The following is a 16626-nucleotide window of genomic DNA, read 5'->3' on the forward strand; positions in this document are numbered from 1 at the left end:
ACCCTACTCGTCGTTCGAAGTTACTCTCCCGCAAGCACTCCCACACCGCAGTACCAGCCCGAGAACGACGCGGGCGCGCCGTCGGCGGACTCCTCGGGTCGCCAAGTGGACACGTCCACCATGCCGGGCTCGAGCACGGTGAATCCGTCGAACAGCGCCTCGATCTGCGCGCGACTGCGCGGCGTCGTCGTGGTGGGCGTCTGGCGCGACATGGCGACGATTCGTTGCGCATCGCCCTCGCGGCCCTCGTCGGTGAAGTGCGAGATCGCCAGGTAGCTCCCCGGCGCCATGGCCTCGCGCAGCCGCGCGATGGCTGCCGCGGGATCTGCCGACTCGGGCACGAAATGCAGGACAGACACCAGTAGCACCGCGACCGGGCGGCTGAGATCGAGCAGCCCGGCGACCTCCGGAGCTGCCAGGATCTCCTCGACATCGGTCAGATCGGCGCGGATCGCGGTCGCGTCGGGGTTGTCGGCCAGCAGCTGCCGGCTGGCCGAGACCGCCACCGGATCGATGTCGACGTACACCACCCGCGCGCCCGGACGCAGCCGCTGGGCGATCTCGTGCACGTTTCCCGCGGTCGGAATCCCCGAGCCCAGGTCCAGGAACTGGTCGATACCGGCCTCTTGCACCAGGAAGCCGACCAGGCGTCGCAGGAAGGCGCGGTTGTCGCGGGCACCCTGCGCCACCTCGGGCATGGTCTGCTGGACCCAATCCGCCAGTTTGCGATCGACCTCGAAGTTGGTGAATCCACCCAGCACGTAGTCGTACATGCGGGCCGAACTCGGGATCTGCGGGTCGATGTCGTCGGGCGACCAGTCGGGTAGGGCGGGCATACCAGCCATCATGACCGCTGCGCGGCCCGCAGGCTACTGCATCTAGGCCGGGTGGACCGGGCCGAACTCGCGCTCGCGATCATCGGTGGCGCCGAGCCTGGCCAGCAGCCGCAGGCCGTCGTGCGCCGCGCTGCCGGGTGCGGGCGACAGGATCACGAGCTCGACGCCGGCATCGTCCGGCACCGTGAAGTTCTCCTGATGCAGGTCCAGATTTCCGACCAGCGGATGGGTGAAGGACTTGCGGCCGTGGGTGCGGCAGCGCACGTCGGCGCGCGCCCAGAGTGCGGCGAACCGCTCGCTGCGCATGGCCAGCTCGCCGATCAGGGCCGCGAGCTGCGGATCGTCGGGGTATCGACCCGCCGCGAGGCGCAGCTGTCCGACGGTGTCGCCGGTACAGCGGTCCCACTCGGTGTACAGCGCCCGAGCGGCCGGATCCAGGAAGATGTGCCGGGCGATATTTGTCCCGCGCAGCGGCCGCCGGCCGTACAGCAGCTCGGCCAGCGGGTTCGCGGCCAGCACCTCGAGCCGGTGGTCGGCGAGGAACGCGGGGGTGTCGGGCATGAGATCGAGCACGCGCAGCAGTTCGGGCCGCCGCTGGTCGGGCGGCGACTACGAGATGCCGTCGCCGCGGCTGCGTGCCGGGGTGGAGGACCTGGGGGACAGGGGATTCGGACTGCACGCCAGGGCCGCGCGCAGTCGACGCATCACACCGCGATCAGCGGCGGAGTATCCCGCCCGCGGCGGTATTGGCCGGGGGCCGAACCGTATTCGCGCTTGAATGCCTTGGCGAAGGCGAATTCCGATGCGTAGCCGACCTTTCCGGCTATCGCGCCGAGCGAGGCGTCGGTATCGCGAAGCATCCGGGCGGCGGTCAGCATGCGCCAGCGAGTCACGTAGGCCAGCGGCGCCTCGCCGACGGTGGCGGTGAACCGGCGCGCCAGGGTGGCCCGCGACACGTTCGCGATATCGCTCAGCTCCGGCACCGTCCAGGGATGGGCGGGGTTCTCGTGGACGGCGCGCAGGACGGCGTTGACGGCGGGATCGGCGAAGGCACCCGCCCAGCCCGACCCCGCGGACTGCTCGTCGAACCAGGCGCGCAGCGCGAACAGCAGCAGCGTTTCCAGGATCGCGGGCACCGCGGCGGCGCTGCCCGGTCGCGGCTCGGTCAGCTCGGCGGCCAGCAGGCCGACCGCGGCGCGCAACGACGGATGACGGCCCGGCAGCGCCGGGAGATGGATGAATTCGGGTAGCTCGGCGAGCATCGGATGGTGTCGCTGCCGCCCTAATTCGTAGGCGCCGCAGAGCAGTACGGTGCGCGCGCCGGATCCGGCGAGTTCGCGCGGCTCACCCGGGTGCGCGCGCTCGGTTACCGGGGTGTCCAGGCGATCCACCAGGTCGTGATCGGCGCCGCGCGGCATCAGCAGCACGTCGCCGACGCCCATCGCGAACGGTTCACCCGGCGTGCCGGGTACCACCCAACACGAACCCTCCAGCACCACGTGCAGCCCGACGCTGGGCACCACCGGATATGCCCGCCCCCACGGCGCATGCCGGACGAACATCCCCGAGGTCGGATTCCCGGTGCGAATGGCCGAGACGGTGTCGCTGAGGATGTCCACAGCGCTACGGTACCGGCCGTCCGCCCGGTTGCCGACCGCATGTTTTGACCCCGGACCAGCCCGGGGGGTACCGTCTTGAAGGTTGTTCACACTGTCCGTGTGACACATGCCTGGGGCCTTAGCTCAATTGGCAGAGCACTGCCTTTGCAAGGCAGGGGTTAGGGGTTCGATTCCCCTAGGCTCCACTCGTCGGAGGCGAGCGCTCGCGAAGAGCGCTCGCCTTTCTCGTTTCGCCTATCGTCGAGGTAGGCCCCCGAGCCCCTGAGGGGCCTGTTCGGGTTGTGGAGTGTCAGGCACACTCCACACCAAGCTCATCCTCAGGTAGAGCATGAGCCTTGTTCGCTATCGGTGTGGTGTCGCCTCACTCGAACCAGTAGTCGAGCCAGATGTCCGCGTTCTCGCCGAGATTCGCGCGGAAGCCGCCGGTGCCGTGCAGCCCGGTCAGCTCGGCTGTGCCCGAATTCGGTACGACGAACCATTCGCCTTCGACAATGCTGTCCGCCACGGTGCCCTGGTCCTGCAGCAGGAAGCTGCCCGTGCGTCCGGCGACGGTGCCGCTGACGCGCTCGATGCCGACGAAACTAGCTGTGCCGTCCGCATTTTGGGACTGCAGGAATTCGACGACGCCATCGCCCTCGATGTCGCCGGCGAAGCTCTCCTCGACGTGGATACGCGTCAGTGTCGGCCCCTGCGTGGGCTCCTCGTATACCGCCGGCTCGTACTTGTGCACCGTGATTTTCCCTGTGGCGTGGGTCTTTTCAGGGGATGCGTCACTCATGAGATTCCTTCTTCGGGGGCGATGCCCGCTGTGGAGACGGTCTGAAGTGTATTCGTGCCACAGTCGTCGATGTGGCCGGTATTCCCATCGTCCTTCGCGACCCGCACCAGCCCTTCGCCTTTCACGCGTACGACCTTGCCGGTACACCGCAGCGTGCGGGCGTAACCTACTTGACCTGCGGCGAAGGCGACATGTTCCTCTGCGCGGCCCGCGACGGCCATACCCGCAAGGCCCTGGGCTACTCGATCGCTGACCACATCGGCGCAGACATGGTCACCGCCGCGATCGACGCCGCCCGAGCCGGAACAGGTAGACCAAGCCCAGGCACACGGTCGGTAGCACGACCATCTGGCACACCAGCGCCACTACCGTTGCCTTCGGATAACGCAGCACCCGAACGAAATCGGCCGTGGTCAACGCCAAACCGAGACCGAACATCACCAACGCCAGCGCGAGCGGCAGGAACGCCGCGAACAACGAGCTCACTGCCAACTCCCAATCGAACCGACGGGCCAGTCTGCAGTCCGGCACCAGCGCCGACCCTAACTGATCCGGACAGTACAACTAGGTACATCAGGCCATGACGTTGGTTTTGCCCAGGAGGTTGTTACCCAATTGGGGTGCTGGAAGTAGAGGCATTCGCCTCATACCGCCGCCGAGCGGCCGGTCCTATGTTTTTCCACGTCACAACGCACGAGGAGAGACATGCTCACCCCCGTTGCCTACGGGCTCGCCATCCTGATCGATCTGCTCATCATCTTTGTCGGGCTGCGGTTCTTCCTGGTGCCGGACGCCGCCGCCGCGGCCTTCGGCCTGCCTGCCGAATCCGCCGGAGACGCTGGCCCATATCTGACGGTAAAGGGCTTGCGCGACTTCACCTCCGGGGTTGTCGGCCTGGTCCTGCTGGGGCTGGTCGGCGCGCACGCCGAGGCCTGGTTCATGGTCGCGGCCGCACTGACTCCGTTCGGGGACGCCGGCATCGTGCTGCGCAATGGCGGCCGCAAGGCCGATGCCTTCGGCATTCACTTTGCCACCGCCGTGGTCGTTCTGATCAGCGCCGCCCTGCTGTTCCTCAGCTGACCACCCATCCGACGAATCGGGGAATCGACATGATTGAAGACACTGTGCGCACCGCCATCGAGGGCCGGGTCTGGCTGCCCCACGACGATGACTTCGACCGTGTGCGGCAACCGTGGAATCTGACCGTGGAGCAGTCGGCGGCGGCCGTGGCGGAACCTGCTGATGTAGATGACATGGTCGCGCTGGTGCGGTATGCGCGAAAGGAAGGCATCGCCCTGGCGTTGCAGCCCAATGGACACGGCGCTTCGGGCAATACGGATCACGCGATCGTGGTGCGCACCAACCGCTTCGACGAAGTCACCATCGACCCCACGCGCCGGGTCGCCCGGATCGGCGCGGGTGTGGCGTGGGGCAGGGTGCTGGCGGCGGCCGAACCACACGGTTTGATCGGTCTGGCAGGCAGCTCACCGGTGGTCAGTGTCGTCGGCTATATCCTCGGCGGCGGCATGTCCTGGTTCGGCCGCGCGCACGGGATCGCGGCCAATAGCGTGCGAGCCTTCGAGGTGGTCGACGCGTTCGGCGATCCGGCACGGGTATCGGCCGACTCCGACCCCGACCTGTTCTGGGCGCTGCGCGGCGGCGGCGGCGACTTCGCCATTGTGACGGCCGCCGAGTTGGAGCTCTTCCCCGCGCCGAATCTGTATGGCGGGCATGTCATGTGGGACGCGTCGCGCACCCGGGAAGTGCTGGCCGTGTATCTCGACCTGGTGGCACAGGCCCCGGCGGAGCTGACGGTATTCCTCAATAGGCTGCAGTTTTCGGGTGGACCTGGTCTGGTTGCCATCGCCGCCGCCTATCTCGGCGACGCGGCCGAGGGCCGGGAGCTGCTCCGGGGTTTCGACGCCATTCCGGGGGCGGTCAACGACAGCCGCGGGTCGTTCGCCGCGTCACAGCTCGGCGCCGTGACCTCGGAGCCGACCGATCCCGGCTACGGCATGATGCGTTCGGAGCTGTTGACCGACCTCGACGAGCACGCCCAGCAGGTGCTCTTCGCCGGGCCGATCGATCCGCTGTTCGGGATACAGCTGCGCCAACTCGGCGGAGCGCTCGCCGAGCCCGGCACCGGCGCTCATCCCGCGGTGACCGAACCGTATGCGGTCTATCTTCAGGGCCTCGGTCCCACGGCGGAAGCACAGCAGCAGGTACGCGAAACCCAGCGGCGGGTGATATCCGACCTCGGCCACCGGGTGAGCGGCCGGAAGCCCTTCACCTCCCTGGGCGCGGGCGACACCCCCGCCGCGACCTTCGAGGCCGGAACCCTTGATCGGCTGGGCACTATCAAACGACAGCGGGACCCGCACAACGTCTTCCGGTCAAACTTCCCCGTCGCCCAAGCCGCCCTCCGCGCCATCTGAAGAGCCGTTCCCGCGCGACCGCCCCTTATCCCACCCTGGGGCGGCTGACATCAAACCGGACGAGTGGCTCCGTAGCAACGGTTTTCACTCACCCGAGTTGAGCTGTCTCAGTCCAGGTCGAGGCGGGCAAGTTCGATTCGGTTGGTAACGCCCAGTTTTGGAAAAGCGCGGTAGAGATGATTTCCAACGGTCTTCGGGCTCAGGAAGAGCTGGGCGCCGATTTCCCTATTGGTTGCGCCTGTGGCGGCCAACCGAATCACCTGGAACTCTTGCGCGGTGAGCGTGGCCACCGAGCCGGAGGCGGCGCGTCCGGCCGTGTTCTCGCCCGCGACGCGCAGCTCGCTGCGTGCCCGCTCGGCCCACGGTTCGGCACCGAGGCGCTCGAAGGTCGCCAGCGCGGCGCGCAGTTCGGAGCGTGCCTCGGTCTTGAAGCGCTCCCGGCGCAACCATTCCCCGTACAGCAGCCCGGTGCGCGCGTGATCCAGCCAGCGGCCCAGCTCGGCGTGCAAAGCCAATGCGGCCGCGAACAATTCGCCGTCGTTGTCCAGCATGGCCCGGCACCGGAGCTCGTGCGCCCGCACCCAGGCCGAGCCGGTGGCGGCGGACCACTGCCGCAGTTCGGCCGCCAGCTCGGCCGCGCGCTCCGGGGCGCGCAGGCGCACCGCGGCTTCCACGCCGTCACTGAGCAGATGGACCCATTGGCCGAGCGCGCGATTCGGGCTGCGGTACAGCGCCTCGATGCGGTCGAGTGCCGCCTCGTAGCGACCGTATCCGAGATCCGACAGCGCCAGTGCCCACCCCACGTGGGCGGTGGCAATGGAATTGACGCCGCCGGGCACCGAGCTCACGGCGCCTGCCGCGAGCTCGCGGCACAGGTCCTCGTCGCCGCGGTTGGCCGCGACAATGGACAGGATCGACCGAGCCTGACGAATCCGGTCGTGTTGCCCGATATCCTCGGCGATGCGCAGCGCGTCGCTGGAGATCGCCTCCGCCGCAAGCAGATTGCCGATCAACAGTTCGGCCTTCCCGAGGCCGCAGCCGACCACCGGCAGCCAGCCGACCATCGCTCGATCCCGGCACTCGGTGCTCAACTCGCGCAGCATGTCCCGCGCGTCGTCGACATCGCTGGCCAGAATTGCCTGCAACGCCAAGGCCAATCGCATCGACAGCGTGGCCGCCGGCATCGACCGGACCCGTGCGACACTGGCGCGGATCAGCCGCACGCCCGCGGACGGGTCAGGCGAGTGCAGTCCCAGCGGACCCTCGACGAGGGGGAGTGCGGTATGCGCTGTGCCCGAGGAGATTTCGCTCAGCCGGGTTCGCACGGCGGCGACGCCGGCCAGATCGCCCTCGGTCCAGGCGGCATGGGCGGCCTCGATCAGCATGGTGACCGCCATATCCGGATCGTCCCCGACCACCCGGGCAGCCGCATCCAGCAGTAGCTTGTATGCCACTGGTACCGCGCCTCGCTCGAACTCGATCCGCGCCCGCGCGGCGGTGAGCTGGGCGGCCGCGCGCGGGCCCACGGCCGACTGTTCGACCTCGGCGATCAGTCGCAGCGCGTGGTCGGTGCGACCCGCGTCGGCGGCCGCCTCGACGGCCAGGATCAGACGACGCGTTCGGTCGGCCGGATCGGGCGTCAGCCGGGCCGATCGTTCGAGCGCGATCGCGGCGGCGGCGTAACCGGTTCGGCCGCGCGCGTTCTCGGCGGCCGCCGCCAGCGCTGCGGCGGCCTGCTCGTCCGGACCGGTCGCTGCGGCGGCGAGATGCCACGCCCGGCGGTCGGGTTCGCCCGTGAGGTCGGCGATGCGCCTGTGTACGGCCCGACGCTGACTCGAGGTGGCCAGGTTGTAGACGGCGGCGCGCAGAAGTGGATGTCGAAAGGCGACCGACTGACCCGACACCACCAGCATGCCGGTCTGCTCGGCAGCGGCCAGCGCCTCCTCCGTCATCCCGAATCCGGCGAGCACCTGCAGCACCAGGGTCAGATTTCCGGTTTCCTCGGCGGCCGCCACCAGCAGCGCCGTTCGCACCGACTCCGGTTGGTCCACGATGTCGTGCTGGTAACCGGCCCGCAACTGATCCGGCAGGGGCAGCGGGCTCACCGAGAGGGCGTCCAGATCCATGCGCGGCAGTTCGAGCAGGGCCAGTGGGTTGCCCGCTGCCTCGGCGACCACTCGCTCCAGCTTCTCCGGCTCCAGCTCGGGTGCGTTGGCGGCGACCAACTCGCGCGCGGCGCCGGCCGCCAGCGGAGTCACTCGCAGCTGGGGCAGTCCGGTGGTAGCGAACTCCGCGCGTCCGGCGAACAGCAGGACGACGCCCTCGGCCCGCATCCGGCGTGCCGCGAAGACCAGGGCGCAGATGGACGCCTGATCCAGCCACTGGGCATCGTCGATCAGACACAGTACCGGCCCGGTGCCGGACATTTCGGCCAGCAGCGATAGGGTTCCCAAACCGATCAGAAAGCGGTCGGAAATAAGATCTGGGCTGTCACCGCCGAAAGCGCAGCGCAGGGCATCGGCTTGGTTGGCAGGCAGTGCGTCGAGGCTGTCCAGACCGGCGATGAGCAGCATCTGCAACCCCGCGAACGGCAATTCGGACTCGGATTCGACGCCGCAGCAGCGCAGCACCCGCCAGGAGTCGCCGACCAGGCTTGCCGCCAGGTCGAGCAGCGCGGATTTTCCTACGCCGGAGTCGCCCACGAGGACCAGCGAGCTGCTCCAGCCCTTGTCCGCTTCGTCCAGCAACCCGCGGATTCGGTCCACTTCGCCCTGGCGTCCGTACAGCACGCCCGCAAACGTATGCGCGTCACGCCCCGGCGGCAAGAACCGCTCGTGTCGCCATCGGGTGTAGTCCGAAGCGGTTGAGGCGCTCGTCGACTTGTTCGGGCGTTCGCTTGACCTGTGGTTTTTCCGGTCGGAAGGATTGAATCTCATCTCGTGCACCGGCAATCGGTCTGTTATCGTTAATGATAACGGTTTCCAATTTCAAGATCTGATGAGGTAAGCACGATGAGCGGTCCGGGTTGCGGCAAGCGTGTGATCGGTGTGGCGATGGGGGCGGCGGTGCTGGCCGCGATGGCGACGGCGTGCAGCAGTGGCGGCGCCTCCTCACAGTCGGCTCCGTCGGGCGGCAAGCTCGAGGTGGTGGCGACGATCAACGCCTGGGGCAGCATCGCGGCGCAGCTCGGCGGCGACAAGATCCACGAGACCAGCATCATCACCAATCCGGACACCGATCCGCACTCCTACGAGCCGACCCCGGCCGACGCCCGCACCTTCGCGAACGCGAAGGTGGTGGTGGAGAACGGAATCGGCTACGACGCCTGGGCCGACAAGCTGCTGGCCGCCAATCCCGGCGCCGGCCGCACCGAGATCACGGTCGGCAAGGTGGTGGGCGTGCCCGACGACGGCAACCCGCACCAGTGGTATTCGCCCACCTCGGTCGCGAAGGTCGTCGACACCATCACCGACGATTACAAGAAGGCCGATCCGGCCGACTCGTCCTACTTCGATCAGCGCAAGCAGCTTTTCCTGACCGACAGCCTCGGCAAGTACAACAGCCTGGTCTCCGACATCAAGCAGAAGTACGCGGGCACCCCGGTCGGCGCCAGCGAATCGATCTTCGCCCCGCTCTCGGACGCGCTCGGGCTGAACCTGCTCACGCCCGCGGAATTCCTGAAGGCGATCAGCGAGGGCACCGATCCGTCCCCGGCGGACAAGTCCACCATCGATCAGCAGATCGCGGCCAAGGCCATCAAGGTCTACGTCTTCAACAGCCAGAACAGCACCCCTGACGTGCAGGCCCAGGTCGACGCCGCGAAGAAGCAGGGCATCCCGGTCTCCACCGTGACCGAGACCCTCGCGCCCGCGAACGCGTCGTTCCAGGACTGGCAGACGGGCCAGCTGTCGGCGCTCGAGGACGCGCTGCACCAGGCGACCAGCAAGTAGGTGACTGCCATGGAGACGAGTACCGCGGCGAACGGAATCACGTCCGCCACAACACCTTCCGACGACCCCGTGGTCCGCATGAACGGCGCTGCGGCGGTGGTCGGCGGCAGGCAGATCTGGTCGCACGTCTCACTCGAGGTGCGTCCGGGGCAGTTCGTCGCGGTGCTCGGACCCAACGGCGCTGGGAAATCCACACTGTTGCGCGCGGTGCTCGGGCTCACCTCGACTCCCGATGGCACGGTAGAGGTGTTGGGCGCACCGCCCGGACGCCGCAATACCGGCATCGGATACCTGCCGCAGCGGCGCGCCTTCGATGCGGGCGTGCGCATACGCGGCATCGACATCGTGCGCCTGGGCCTGGACGGCGCGCGCTGGGGCACCCCGATGCCGTGGCTGTCGAAAATCGTTTCCCCCGAACGGTTCCGGGCACGGCAGCAGCGGGTGCACGAGGTCATCGACCTGGTCGGCGCCACGGCGTATGCGCATCGTCCGATCGGGCAGTGCTCCGGCGGCGAGCAGCAGCGCCTGCTGATCGCCCAGGCGCTCATCCGGCGTCCACGTCTGCTGCTGCTGGACGAGCCGCTGGACAGCCTCGATGTGCCCAGCCAGGCGGGCATCAGCGCGCTGATCCGGGACATTTGCCACCACGAACGGGTGGCGGTGATGATGGTCGCCCACGACGTGAACCCGATCCTGCCGTATCTGGACCGGGTCATCTATGTCGCGCGCGGCGCGGCCGTGAGCGGTAACCCGGAGAGCATCATCACAGGGGAGAAACTCACTGCCCTGTACGGAATTCCGATCGAGGTGCTGCGGGACAGCGCCGGACGACTGGTCGTCGTCGGGCAGCCCGACGTACCGGCGGGCCACGGCATCGCCAATACTGCCGCCGCACCGGGGATGAAGCCGTGAACCCCGTGGCCACCTGGAATCTGGCGGACGACATCCGCCAGCTGCTGGCCTATCCGTTCATGGTCAACGCGGTACGCGCGGGCACGATCGTCGCCGTCGTGGCCGGGGCGGTGGGCTGGGTGATGGTGCTGCGCCGCGAGAGCTTCGCCGGGCACACCCTGGCGATGATCGGATTCCCCGGCGCGGCCGCGGCCACCTGGCTCGGATTCGCCTCCGGGTACGGCTATTTCGCGGCCTGCATCGGTGCGGCGCTGGTGTTCGCCGCGGTCCCGGCATCGGTCCGGATGCACGGTGGTGGGGAGCGGTCCGCGGTCATCGGCATCGTGCAGGCCCTCGCACTGGCCGCCGGGATGCTGTTCGTGAGCCTGTACAAGGGCTTTCTGTCCGGGCTGACCAACCTGCTGTTCGGCACCATTGACGGCGTCACCGATCAGCAGGTGCTGGTGCTCCTGATTGCCGCGGTGCCCTGCCTGCTGGTGCTGCTGCTGATCGGCAGGCGGCTGCTGTGGGCCTCGATCGATCCCGAAACCGCCGGGGCGCAGGGGGTTCCGGTGCGGCTCGTCGGGGTGCTGTTCCTGCTGCTGCTCGGAATCGCGGCGGCGGGCACCAGCCAGGTCACCGGCAGCCTGCTGGTCTTCGCGCTGCTGGTGGCCCCGGGGGCCGCCGCGCATCAGCTCACCGGTCGTCCCGGGTACGGGGTCGCGATATCGGTGGGCATCGCGCTCGTGGCCACCTGGGCCGGAATGGGATTCGCGTACTTCACGCCGTATCCGATCGGATTCTGGGTGAGCACGTTCGCCTTTGCCGCCTATCTGGCGTGTGCCGGATACCGCGCGGCGGTGGACCGGCTGCGAGCGCGCGCGCCGGAGCCGAGCGCCAGCGAGGTGCAGGCGTGAGCATGCTGTCGCATCCCTTTATCCAGTACGCGCTGATCGCCGGGACCGCCGTGGCGATCCTGTGCGGGCTGGCCGGCTATTTCGTTGTCCAGCGGGGCGAGGTGTTCGCCGGCGACGCGCTGGGACACGTGGCCTATACCGGGGCGATGGCGGCGCTCGCGGCCGGATTCAACCTGCGGATAGGGCTTTTCGCCGCCTGCGTGGCGGTGGCGATCGCGCTCGGGGTGACCGGCGCCCGGGGCGGCGTCGGCGATGTCGCGATCGGGTCGTTCTTCTCGTGGGTGCTGGGCCTGGGCGCGTTGTTCCTGACCCTGTACACCACGCATCGGGCCACCGGAAATTCCACCGCGAACGTGAATGTCCTGTTCGGCAGCATCTTCGGGATCAGTTCTGCGGCCGCGACGACCGCCGCGCTGGTCGCGGCCGGTGCGGTCGCGGTGCTGCTGGTGATCGCGCGGCCGCTGCTGTTCGCGACCATCGATCCGATCGTGGCCCGCGCGGCGGGCGTTCCGGTCCGGGGCGTGGGCGCGGTGTTCCTCGGGCTGGTGGGGGTCGCCGTCGCCGAGGCCACCCAAATCGTCGGTGCCGTGGTCGTTCTCGGCCTGCTGGCCGCCCCACCTGCCGCCGCCGCGCGGCTGACCGCGCGGCCCTGGCGGGCATTCTGGGTCTCGGCCGTGCTGGCCGTCGCCGCGGTGTGGGCGGGAGTCGCGCTGTCGTATGCGATACCCGCCGCGCCGGCCAGTTTCACCATCATGTCCGTCGCGGCGGCCTGCTATCTCGCGGCCGTCGCGGTGGATCTGTTCCGTCGCTACCGAAACCTCCATGTCCGCACCGGATTGCTCGTCGGCTGAGCGCCCGCCCGAGCGCTGCCGCACCACGGTGCGGCAGCGCGTGGTGCTGGATGTGCTGCGGCGCAACGATCGTTTTCGCAGCGCCCAGCAGCTGCACGCCGAATTGCACTCCGGCGCTACCATTCGCATCGGGCTGACCAGCGTCTACCGCATCCTGCACCGGCTCACCGAGCAGCACCTGGTGGAGACGCAGCGCGCCGAGGACGGGGAGGTCCTCTATCGGATCCGCGGCGGCAGCGAGCATCACCACAATCTGCTGTGCCGAATCTGCGGTCGCGCCGAGCGTTTCACGCACGCCGACCTCGAGTACGCCACCGAGCACATTGCCGTGCAGCATCGATACACCGATGTGAGCCATCACATCGACCTCTACGGCACCTGTCCGGACTGTGCGGTCGGGTCCGCGGGGGAGTAATCGGATTTATCCACAGGCATCACAGGACGGCTGTGGATAAATCCGTCGGCACGGTGTCATCGAAACCGGGTCAGGACACCGCGACTCGCGCGGCCTGACGATCGAAGAACCCGGCGATCGCCTCGACGAAGCCCGGACCGTCCTCCGCGGGCAGGCCGTGACCGGCGTCGAATTCCCGGTATTCGGCACCGGAGATCGCCTGGGCCACCTCGCGCTGGTCCGCGATGGGCACAATCTGGTCCTGTCCGCTCGCCAGAACCAGTGTGGGAGCGGTGATCAGCGGCAGCAGGGCGCGGATGTCGACCTCGCGATCGACAGCGACCTGCACCGATTGGGCGGGTTCGATGATGCTCGTGAAGTAGTCGATGTTCGCCGCGTATTCCTCCGCGGTCCAGGCCGAGGTGACCTCCGGCCGCAGTGCGGTGAGCGTGATCAGCTGGGCGAGCAGGCGCTTGTCGGTGCGCAGCAGAGAATTCCACAGGTCGAACTGAGTGCGTCCACGCTCATCGGTCGCGGCCCAGGGGGCATGCAGCACAAGGGAATCCACCCGATCCGGGTAGCGTGCGGCGAGGTTTGCGGCGGTGACGGCGCCCAGCGAATGACCGGCCAGATGGAAGGTTTCGGCGCCGGCGTGAGCGGCGGCCGCGAGAACCTGATCGGCCAGGTCGTCGACGTTCACCCGATCGGGCGCGGTCGTCGCGCCGGATCCCGCGTAGTTCGGCGCGATGACTGTGAAGCGGTCGGCGAGCTCCGCGATGAGGGGTTCGTAGTTCCCCTCGTTGGTGGCGAAGGTGCCGTGCACCATGACCACGGCCGGACCTGTTCCGGTGACGAGGTATTCGACGTTGCTCTCACCGTTGCTCAGGGTGACGGGCGCGAAAGGCATGGGAGATCTCCACATACGGTCGTTGGGGTGGGACGGTGGACCGGCTCCCGGATGTATTCGACAGCGCGGAACAGCTGGTTATTCCTGCTGCGGCCGACGGCGTCGAGCGGTGGCGCATGCGCGCCGTGAGGAGCGATCGCGCGAGATCGGCGGCGCCGCACGGCCTGCCGCGGGTGGTGCGTGGAGCCCGGACCGCGGCGGACCGAACGGTCCCGGACCTACTTCTTCTTGTCCGCGGTCAACTCCCCGCCGATGGCCCAGCTGTCGGTGGGCACCTCCTGGATCCAGACCTGCACGGCCTCGGCGGGAATCTGGAGGGCATCGACGAACGCGTCGGTGATCCGGCGAACCAGATCGCGCTTGAGCTCGATGGTGCGCGGACCCTGCTGCACGGTAACGATGGGCATGACTGTCTCCTGGTGAATTTCGTTGGGCTACAGGCTTTTCTGGCTCTCTGACCGGTTCGCCGGGGTGTTCGGCGGCCTGAGAACAGTTCACCGCAGAACCGGTCGCCGACCAATGGGCAGTCCGTTCACGCAGGGATAAGGATTCGTTATCGTCCCTGGTGGACTTGGGAATTGCCCTGCTCGAGAAGCATGCGCACCAGGGCGAGCTGCGGGGTCGACGCGCCCTTGCGCACGGCCACCCCGATGGGCAGCGACAGGCCCGGTTCGAACGGCCGGAACACCACCCGCGAGTTCGCCGCCGGGTGGGCATTGGCCGCGTATACCACTGTCCACATGGGAGTTCCGGTGCCGATGGCGGCCAGGGTGTCCTGCAGGGTGCTCGATGCCTGCGCCGGTATCGGTTCGAATCCGGCGCGCTGGCACGCGGTCAGCACCAGATCCACCAGCGCCGGATGGTTACGCCGCTCGGTCAGCCGCAGCGGCAGCGCCGCCAGGTCCGCGAGTGCGACCGAGTCCTGCCGTGCCAGGGGATGCCGGGCGGGCAGCGCCACCACCAGTGGATCGTCCCAGGCGGCAAGGAATTCCAGCTCGGGACTGTCCTGCGGGGAGGGCGAGCGCAGGAAGGCCGCGTCGAGCCGCCCGTCGGACACCTGCGCCAGCCGTTCGTGCACCGGCAGCGAGATGAGTTCGACCTGCAGCCGGGGGAGTCGATCGGCCAGGCCGTCCAGGATCGCGTCCAGCCGCTCGCCCAGGCCGGTGATCGTGCCCAGCCGCAGCACCTCCGCGCGCCCGCCGGCCAGCTCGGCCACCGTGGCGCGCGCGGCGTCGGCGGCCGCGAGGACCGACCGCGCGGCGGGCAGGAATCGCTGTCCGGCCTCGGTGAGCCGGACCCGACGCGGAGACCGGTCCAGCAGCTGCACCTTCAGTTCCCGTTCCAGCCGCTGCACCTGCTGGCTGACCGCGGGCTGGGCGATGTGCAGCCGCTCGGCCGCCCGGCCGAAGTGCAACTCCTCGGCGACGGTGACGAAGTAGCGCAGCTGGCGTAGTTCCACGGCTCGGACTCCTCGATCTCGCTTCGGCCCATACAACCATCACCGGCGCGCATCGTCCCTGCTCGGCCCGTCGCGCGGGGGATCTGTGGGTTGTGACACAGCACAGTGCAGGGGCCCTGTGCCCGCTTCGCGCCGTATCGTCGTTGACCATGGATCAGGCGGAGTTGTCGAGGCTGATGCAGTCGGTCGTCGAGCCGTATCTGCTGGGCGGCCCGCGCAAGTACAGCCGGGCCGATCTGCGCCGTCATGCCGAGGTGCCGCGGGATGTGTCTCGGCGCCTGTGGGTTTCGCTCGGCTTCGCGGCCGATCCGGACGATGCGGCCATCGAGTACGCCGAGGGCGATCTGACCGCGCTGCGGGACTTCCACAGCCTGGAAGCGCTGGCGACGGACGACGCGCGCAAGCAGTCCGCCGCGGTGCGCACCATGGGCCAGTCGATGGCGCGGCTGGCGGAGTGGCAGGTTGATCTGGTGGTCGAGGAGATCGCGAACCGGATCGAGTCGATCACCGCGCAGGATCCGGGGGCGGACACCGAGGTCGTCGCGCGGGAGGCCACCGAGGAGGTGGTCACGACCCTGCAGCGCCTGCAGGCCTATGCGTGGCGGCGGCATCTGGCCGCCGCCCTCGAGCGGGCGCTGGGCGGCCCCGCCGACATCACCCGGGAACTGGCGGTGGGCTTCGCCGATATGGTCGGCTACACCCGCCTGACCCGGCACCTGATCGCCGAGGAGCTGTCCGAGCTGCTCGAGACCTTCGAGGCGGTGACCACGGCCGCCATCACCGCGAACGGCGGGTGGGTGATCAAGAACGTCGGCGATGAGGTGATGTTCGCCGCCGAGACGGCGGCGGTGGGTGCCCGCATCGGGTTGGACATCCAGCGGGACGCGGCGGCGCAGACCAGGCGCGGCGAGTCCGACGCCACGACGATGCCCGAGCTGCGGGTCGGCCTCGCGTACGGGGTGGTGCTGCAGCGTTTCGGGGACCTGTACGGATCGACGGTGAACGTCGCGGCGCGATTGACCGGCGTGGCCCGGCCCAGGACGGTGCTGATCGATGACGGCGCCGCGGCGCAGCTGGCCGGGGAGCCGGAATTCGCGATGCGGCACCTGCGCAGCGTGCACGTGCGGGGCATCGACCGGCTGCGCTCGCATGTGCTGCGGCGCGCGACGGATCACACGGAAGATGTCGAGTACTACTACTGAGGGCTGCCTCGCCGGGGCCCGCCCATCGTGGCGGGCCGCCTCGGGAGAACCTACCCGAAAATTAGGAGCGGGCCTCGGCGAAGGGGGGGAGTTTGCCGAGGCCCGCGTAGGGTCGGCCCGGGGGGGAGGGGCCGACGTGAATGATCCTACGCGACGATTCGTGATTGTGTACGTATGAGGGCCGCCACTTTTCGGAAAGTTTCGCCGGCGGGCCTGCCGCCATGGTAGCGATATATTTGCTAGCGATCTTGAATGGCGATAGTTTCATGTGAAAGATGTTGCCGTGCAAATAGTTATGCCACGGATTGGCCTCATATGAGGTGTGCCTCACGATTGCCATCGATCGGTTGATATGCGATATAGGCCACGATTCGGCGCCGAAGATTT

Annotated in this window: 17 protein-coding genes and 1 tRNA gene; 9 read left to right on the forward strand and 9 right to left on the reverse strand. The window is 68.5% G+C overall.

Features of this window, described 5'->3' with window-relative positions; genetic code table 11:
- Positions 1–20 precede the first annotated feature (20 nt).
- The 3 genes from KO481_RS00890 to KO481_RS00900 all read right to left on the reverse strand — a co-directional run bounded on the left by KO481_RS00890 (position 21) and on the right by KO481_RS00900 (position 2455).
- Positions 21–836, reverse strand: a complete 816-nt coding sequence (locus KO481_RS00890; protein ID WP_215915000.1) for an SAM-dependent methyltransferase — start codon at positions 834–836, stop codon at positions 21–23.
- A 42-nt stretch (positions 837–878) separates the two neighbouring features.
- Positions 879–1418 carry an MmyB family transcriptional regulator gene (locus KO481_RS00895; protein WP_372451916.1) on the reverse strand — a complete coding sequence of 180 codons (540 nt, stop codon included), beginning with the start codon at positions 1416–1418 and terminating at the stop codon, positions 879–881.
- Between the two features lie 122 nt (positions 1419–1540).
- Positions 1541–2455 (reverse strand): AraC family transcriptional regulator, encoded by a 915-nt coding sequence (locus KO481_RS00900; protein ID WP_215915002.1) that lies wholly within the window; start codon positions 2453–2455, stop codon positions 1541–1543.
- A 112-nt stretch (positions 2456–2567) separates the two neighbouring features.
- On the opposite strand from KO481_RS00900, the gene KO481_RS00905 reads away from it, so the two are divergent.
- A tRNA-Ala gene (locus tag KO481_RS00905) sits at positions 2568–2640 on the forward strand.
- 176 nt (positions 2641–2816) lie between these two features.
- Here the strand turns inward: KO481_RS00905 and KO481_RS00910 are convergent.
- Positions 2817–3233, reverse strand: coding sequence for a DUF3224 domain-containing protein (locus KO481_RS00910; RefSeq protein ID WP_215915003.1), 417 nt, complete (start codon positions 3231–3233; stop codon positions 2817–2819).
- A gap of 273 nt (positions 3234–3506) precedes the next feature.
- Positions 3507–3719, reverse strand: coding sequence for a hypothetical protein (locus KO481_RS00915; RefSeq protein WP_308166197.1), 213 nt, complete (start codon positions 3717–3719; stop codon positions 3507–3509).
- A gap of 219 nt (positions 3720–3938) precedes the next feature.
- Here KO481_RS00915 and KO481_RS00920 point away from each other — a divergent pair, with 219 nt between their 5' ends.
- Together KO481_RS00920 and KO481_RS00925 are read left to right on the forward strand one after the other, a co-directional pair.
- Positions 3939–4313, forward strand: coding sequence for a DUF4267 domain-containing protein (locus KO481_RS00920; RefSeq protein WP_215915004.1), 375 nt, complete (start codon positions 3939–3941; stop codon positions 4311–4313).
- A 29-nt stretch (positions 4314–4342) separates the two neighbouring features.
- The gene (locus tag KO481_RS00925) at positions 4343–5668 is read left to right on the forward strand and encodes an FAD-binding oxidoreductase (protein WP_215915005.1); all 1326 of its coding nucleotides are present in this window, start codon (positions 4343–4345) and stop codon (positions 5666–5668) included.
- Between the two features lie 107 nt (positions 5669–5775).
- On the opposite strand, the gene KO481_RS00930 is transcribed toward KO481_RS00925, so the two are convergent.
- Positions 5776–8457, reverse strand: a complete 2682-nt coding sequence (locus KO481_RS00930; protein ID WP_215915006.1) for a helix-turn-helix transcriptional regulator — start codon at positions 8455–8457, stop codon at positions 5776–5778.
- Positions 8458–8679: 222 nt separating this feature from the next.
- Between KO481_RS00930 and KO481_RS00935 the strand changes: the two genes are divergently transcribed.
- The 5 genes from KO481_RS00935 to KO481_RS00955 are packed head-to-tail and all read left to right on the forward strand — an operon-like array spanning position 8680 to position 12692.
- Positions 8680–9618: a metal ABC transporter solute-binding protein, Zn/Mn family gene (locus KO481_RS00935; protein WP_215915007.1), complete on the forward strand. Its 939-nt coding sequence runs from the start codon at positions 8680–8682 to the stop codon at positions 9616–9618.
- Between the two features lie 9 nt (positions 9619–9627).
- Positions 9628–10530 carry a metal ABC transporter ATP-binding protein gene (locus KO481_RS00940; protein WP_215915008.1) on the forward strand — a complete coding sequence of 301 codons (903 nt, stop codon included), beginning with the start codon at positions 9628–9630 and terminating at the stop codon, positions 10528–10530.
- The gene (locus KO481_RS00945) at positions 10527–11426 is read left to right on the forward strand and encodes a metal ABC transporter permease (protein ID WP_215915009.1); all 900 of its coding nucleotides are present in this window, start codon (positions 10527–10529) and stop codon (positions 11424–11426) included. The genes KO481_RS00940 and KO481_RS00945 overlap by 4 nt, the downstream gene beginning before the upstream one ends.
- Positions 11427–11428: 2 nt before the next feature.
- Positions 11429–12277 (forward strand): metal ABC transporter permease, encoded by an 849-nt coding sequence (locus KO481_RS00950; protein ID WP_245400330.1) that lies wholly within the window; start codon positions 11429–11431, stop codon positions 12275–12277.
- Positions 12249–12692, forward strand: coding sequence for a Fur family transcriptional regulator (locus tag KO481_RS00955; RefSeq protein WP_215915011.1), 444 nt, complete (start codon positions 12249–12251; stop codon positions 12690–12692). The genes KO481_RS00950 and KO481_RS00955 overlap by 29 nt, the downstream gene beginning before the upstream one ends.
- Positions 12693–12762: 70 nt before the next feature.
- On the opposite strand, the gene KO481_RS00960 is transcribed toward KO481_RS00955, so the two are convergent.
- From KO481_RS00960 to KO481_RS00970, 3 genes are all read right to left on the reverse strand, one after another.
- Entirely contained in the window at positions 12763–13578 is an 816-nt protein-coding gene (locus KO481_RS00960; protein WP_215915012.1) for an alpha/beta fold hydrolase, read from the reverse strand.
- Positions 13579–13796: 218 nt separating this feature from the next.
- Complete coding sequence (dmpI, locus tag KO481_RS00965) at positions 13797–13985, reverse strand: 4-oxalocrotonate tautomerase DmpI (protein ID WP_215915013.1); 189 nt, start codon at positions 13983–13985, stop codon at positions 13797–13799.
- Positions 13986–14131: 146 nt separating this feature from the next.
- Positions 14132–15037: a LysR family transcriptional regulator gene (locus KO481_RS00970; RefSeq protein WP_215915014.1), complete on the reverse strand. Its 906-nt coding sequence runs from the start codon at positions 15035–15037 to the stop codon at positions 14132–14134.
- Positions 15038–15186: 149 nt separating this feature from the next.
- Here KO481_RS00970 and KO481_RS00975 point away from each other — a divergent pair, with 149 nt between their 5' ends.
- A complete protein-coding gene (locus KO481_RS00975; RefSeq protein ID WP_215915015.1) occupies positions 15187–16239 on the forward strand; it encodes an adenylate/guanylate cyclase domain-containing protein in 1053 nt (350 codons plus the stop codon).
- Positions 16240–16626: the final 387 nt, after the last annotated feature.

This window comes from Nocardia albiluteola (assembly GCF_018860155.1).
GTDB classification, from domain to species: Bacteria; Actinomycetota; Actinomycetes; order Mycobacteriales; family Mycobacteriaceae; genus Nocardia; species Nocardia albiluteola.

Bases quoted from the DNA above. Each gene is read 5' to 3' on its own strand.
- KO481_RS00890 (WP_215915000.1), bottom strand. From the start codon at position 836: ATGCCCGCCCTACCCGACTGGTCGCCCGACGACATCGACCCGCAGATC.
- KO481_RS00910 (WP_215915003.1), bottom strand. From the start codon at position 3,233: ATGAGTGACGCATCCCCTGAAAAGACCCACGCCACAGGGAAAATCACG.
- KO481_RS00920 (WP_215915004.1), top strand. From the start codon at position 3,939: ATGCTCACCCCCGTTGCCTACGGGCTCGCCATCCTGATCGATCTGCTC.
- KO481_RS00925 (WP_215915005.1), top strand. From the start codon at position 4,343: ATGATTGAAGACACTGTGCGCACCGCCATCGAGGGCCGGGTCTGGCTG.
- KO481_RS00935 (WP_215915007.1), top strand. From the start codon at position 8,680: ATGAGCGGTCCGGGTTGCGGCAAGCGTGTGATCGGTGTGGCGATGGGG.
- KO481_RS00940 (WP_215915008.1), top strand. From the start codon at position 9,628: ATGGAGACGAGTACCGCGGCGAACGGAATCACGTCCGCCACAACACCT.
- KO481_RS00950 (WP_245400330.1), top strand. From the start codon at position 11,429: ATGCTGTCGCATCCCTTTATCCAGTACGCGCTGATCGCCGGGACCGCC.
- KO481_RS00955 (WP_215915011.1), top strand. From the start codon at position 12,249: ATGTCCGCACCGGATTGCTCGTCGGCTGAGCGCCCGCCCGAGCGCTGC.
- KO481_RS00960 (WP_215915012.1), bottom strand. From the start codon at position 13,578: ATGCCTTTCGCGCCCGTCACCCTGAGCAACGGTGAGAGCAACGTCGAA.
- dmpI (WP_215915013.1), bottom strand. From the start codon at position 13,985: ATGCCCATCGTTACCGTGCAGCAGGGTCCGCGCACCATCGAGCTCAAG.
- KO481_RS00975 (WP_215915015.1), top strand. From the start codon at position 15,187: ATGGATCAGGCGGAGTTGTCGAGGCTGATGCAGTCGGTCGTCGAGCCG.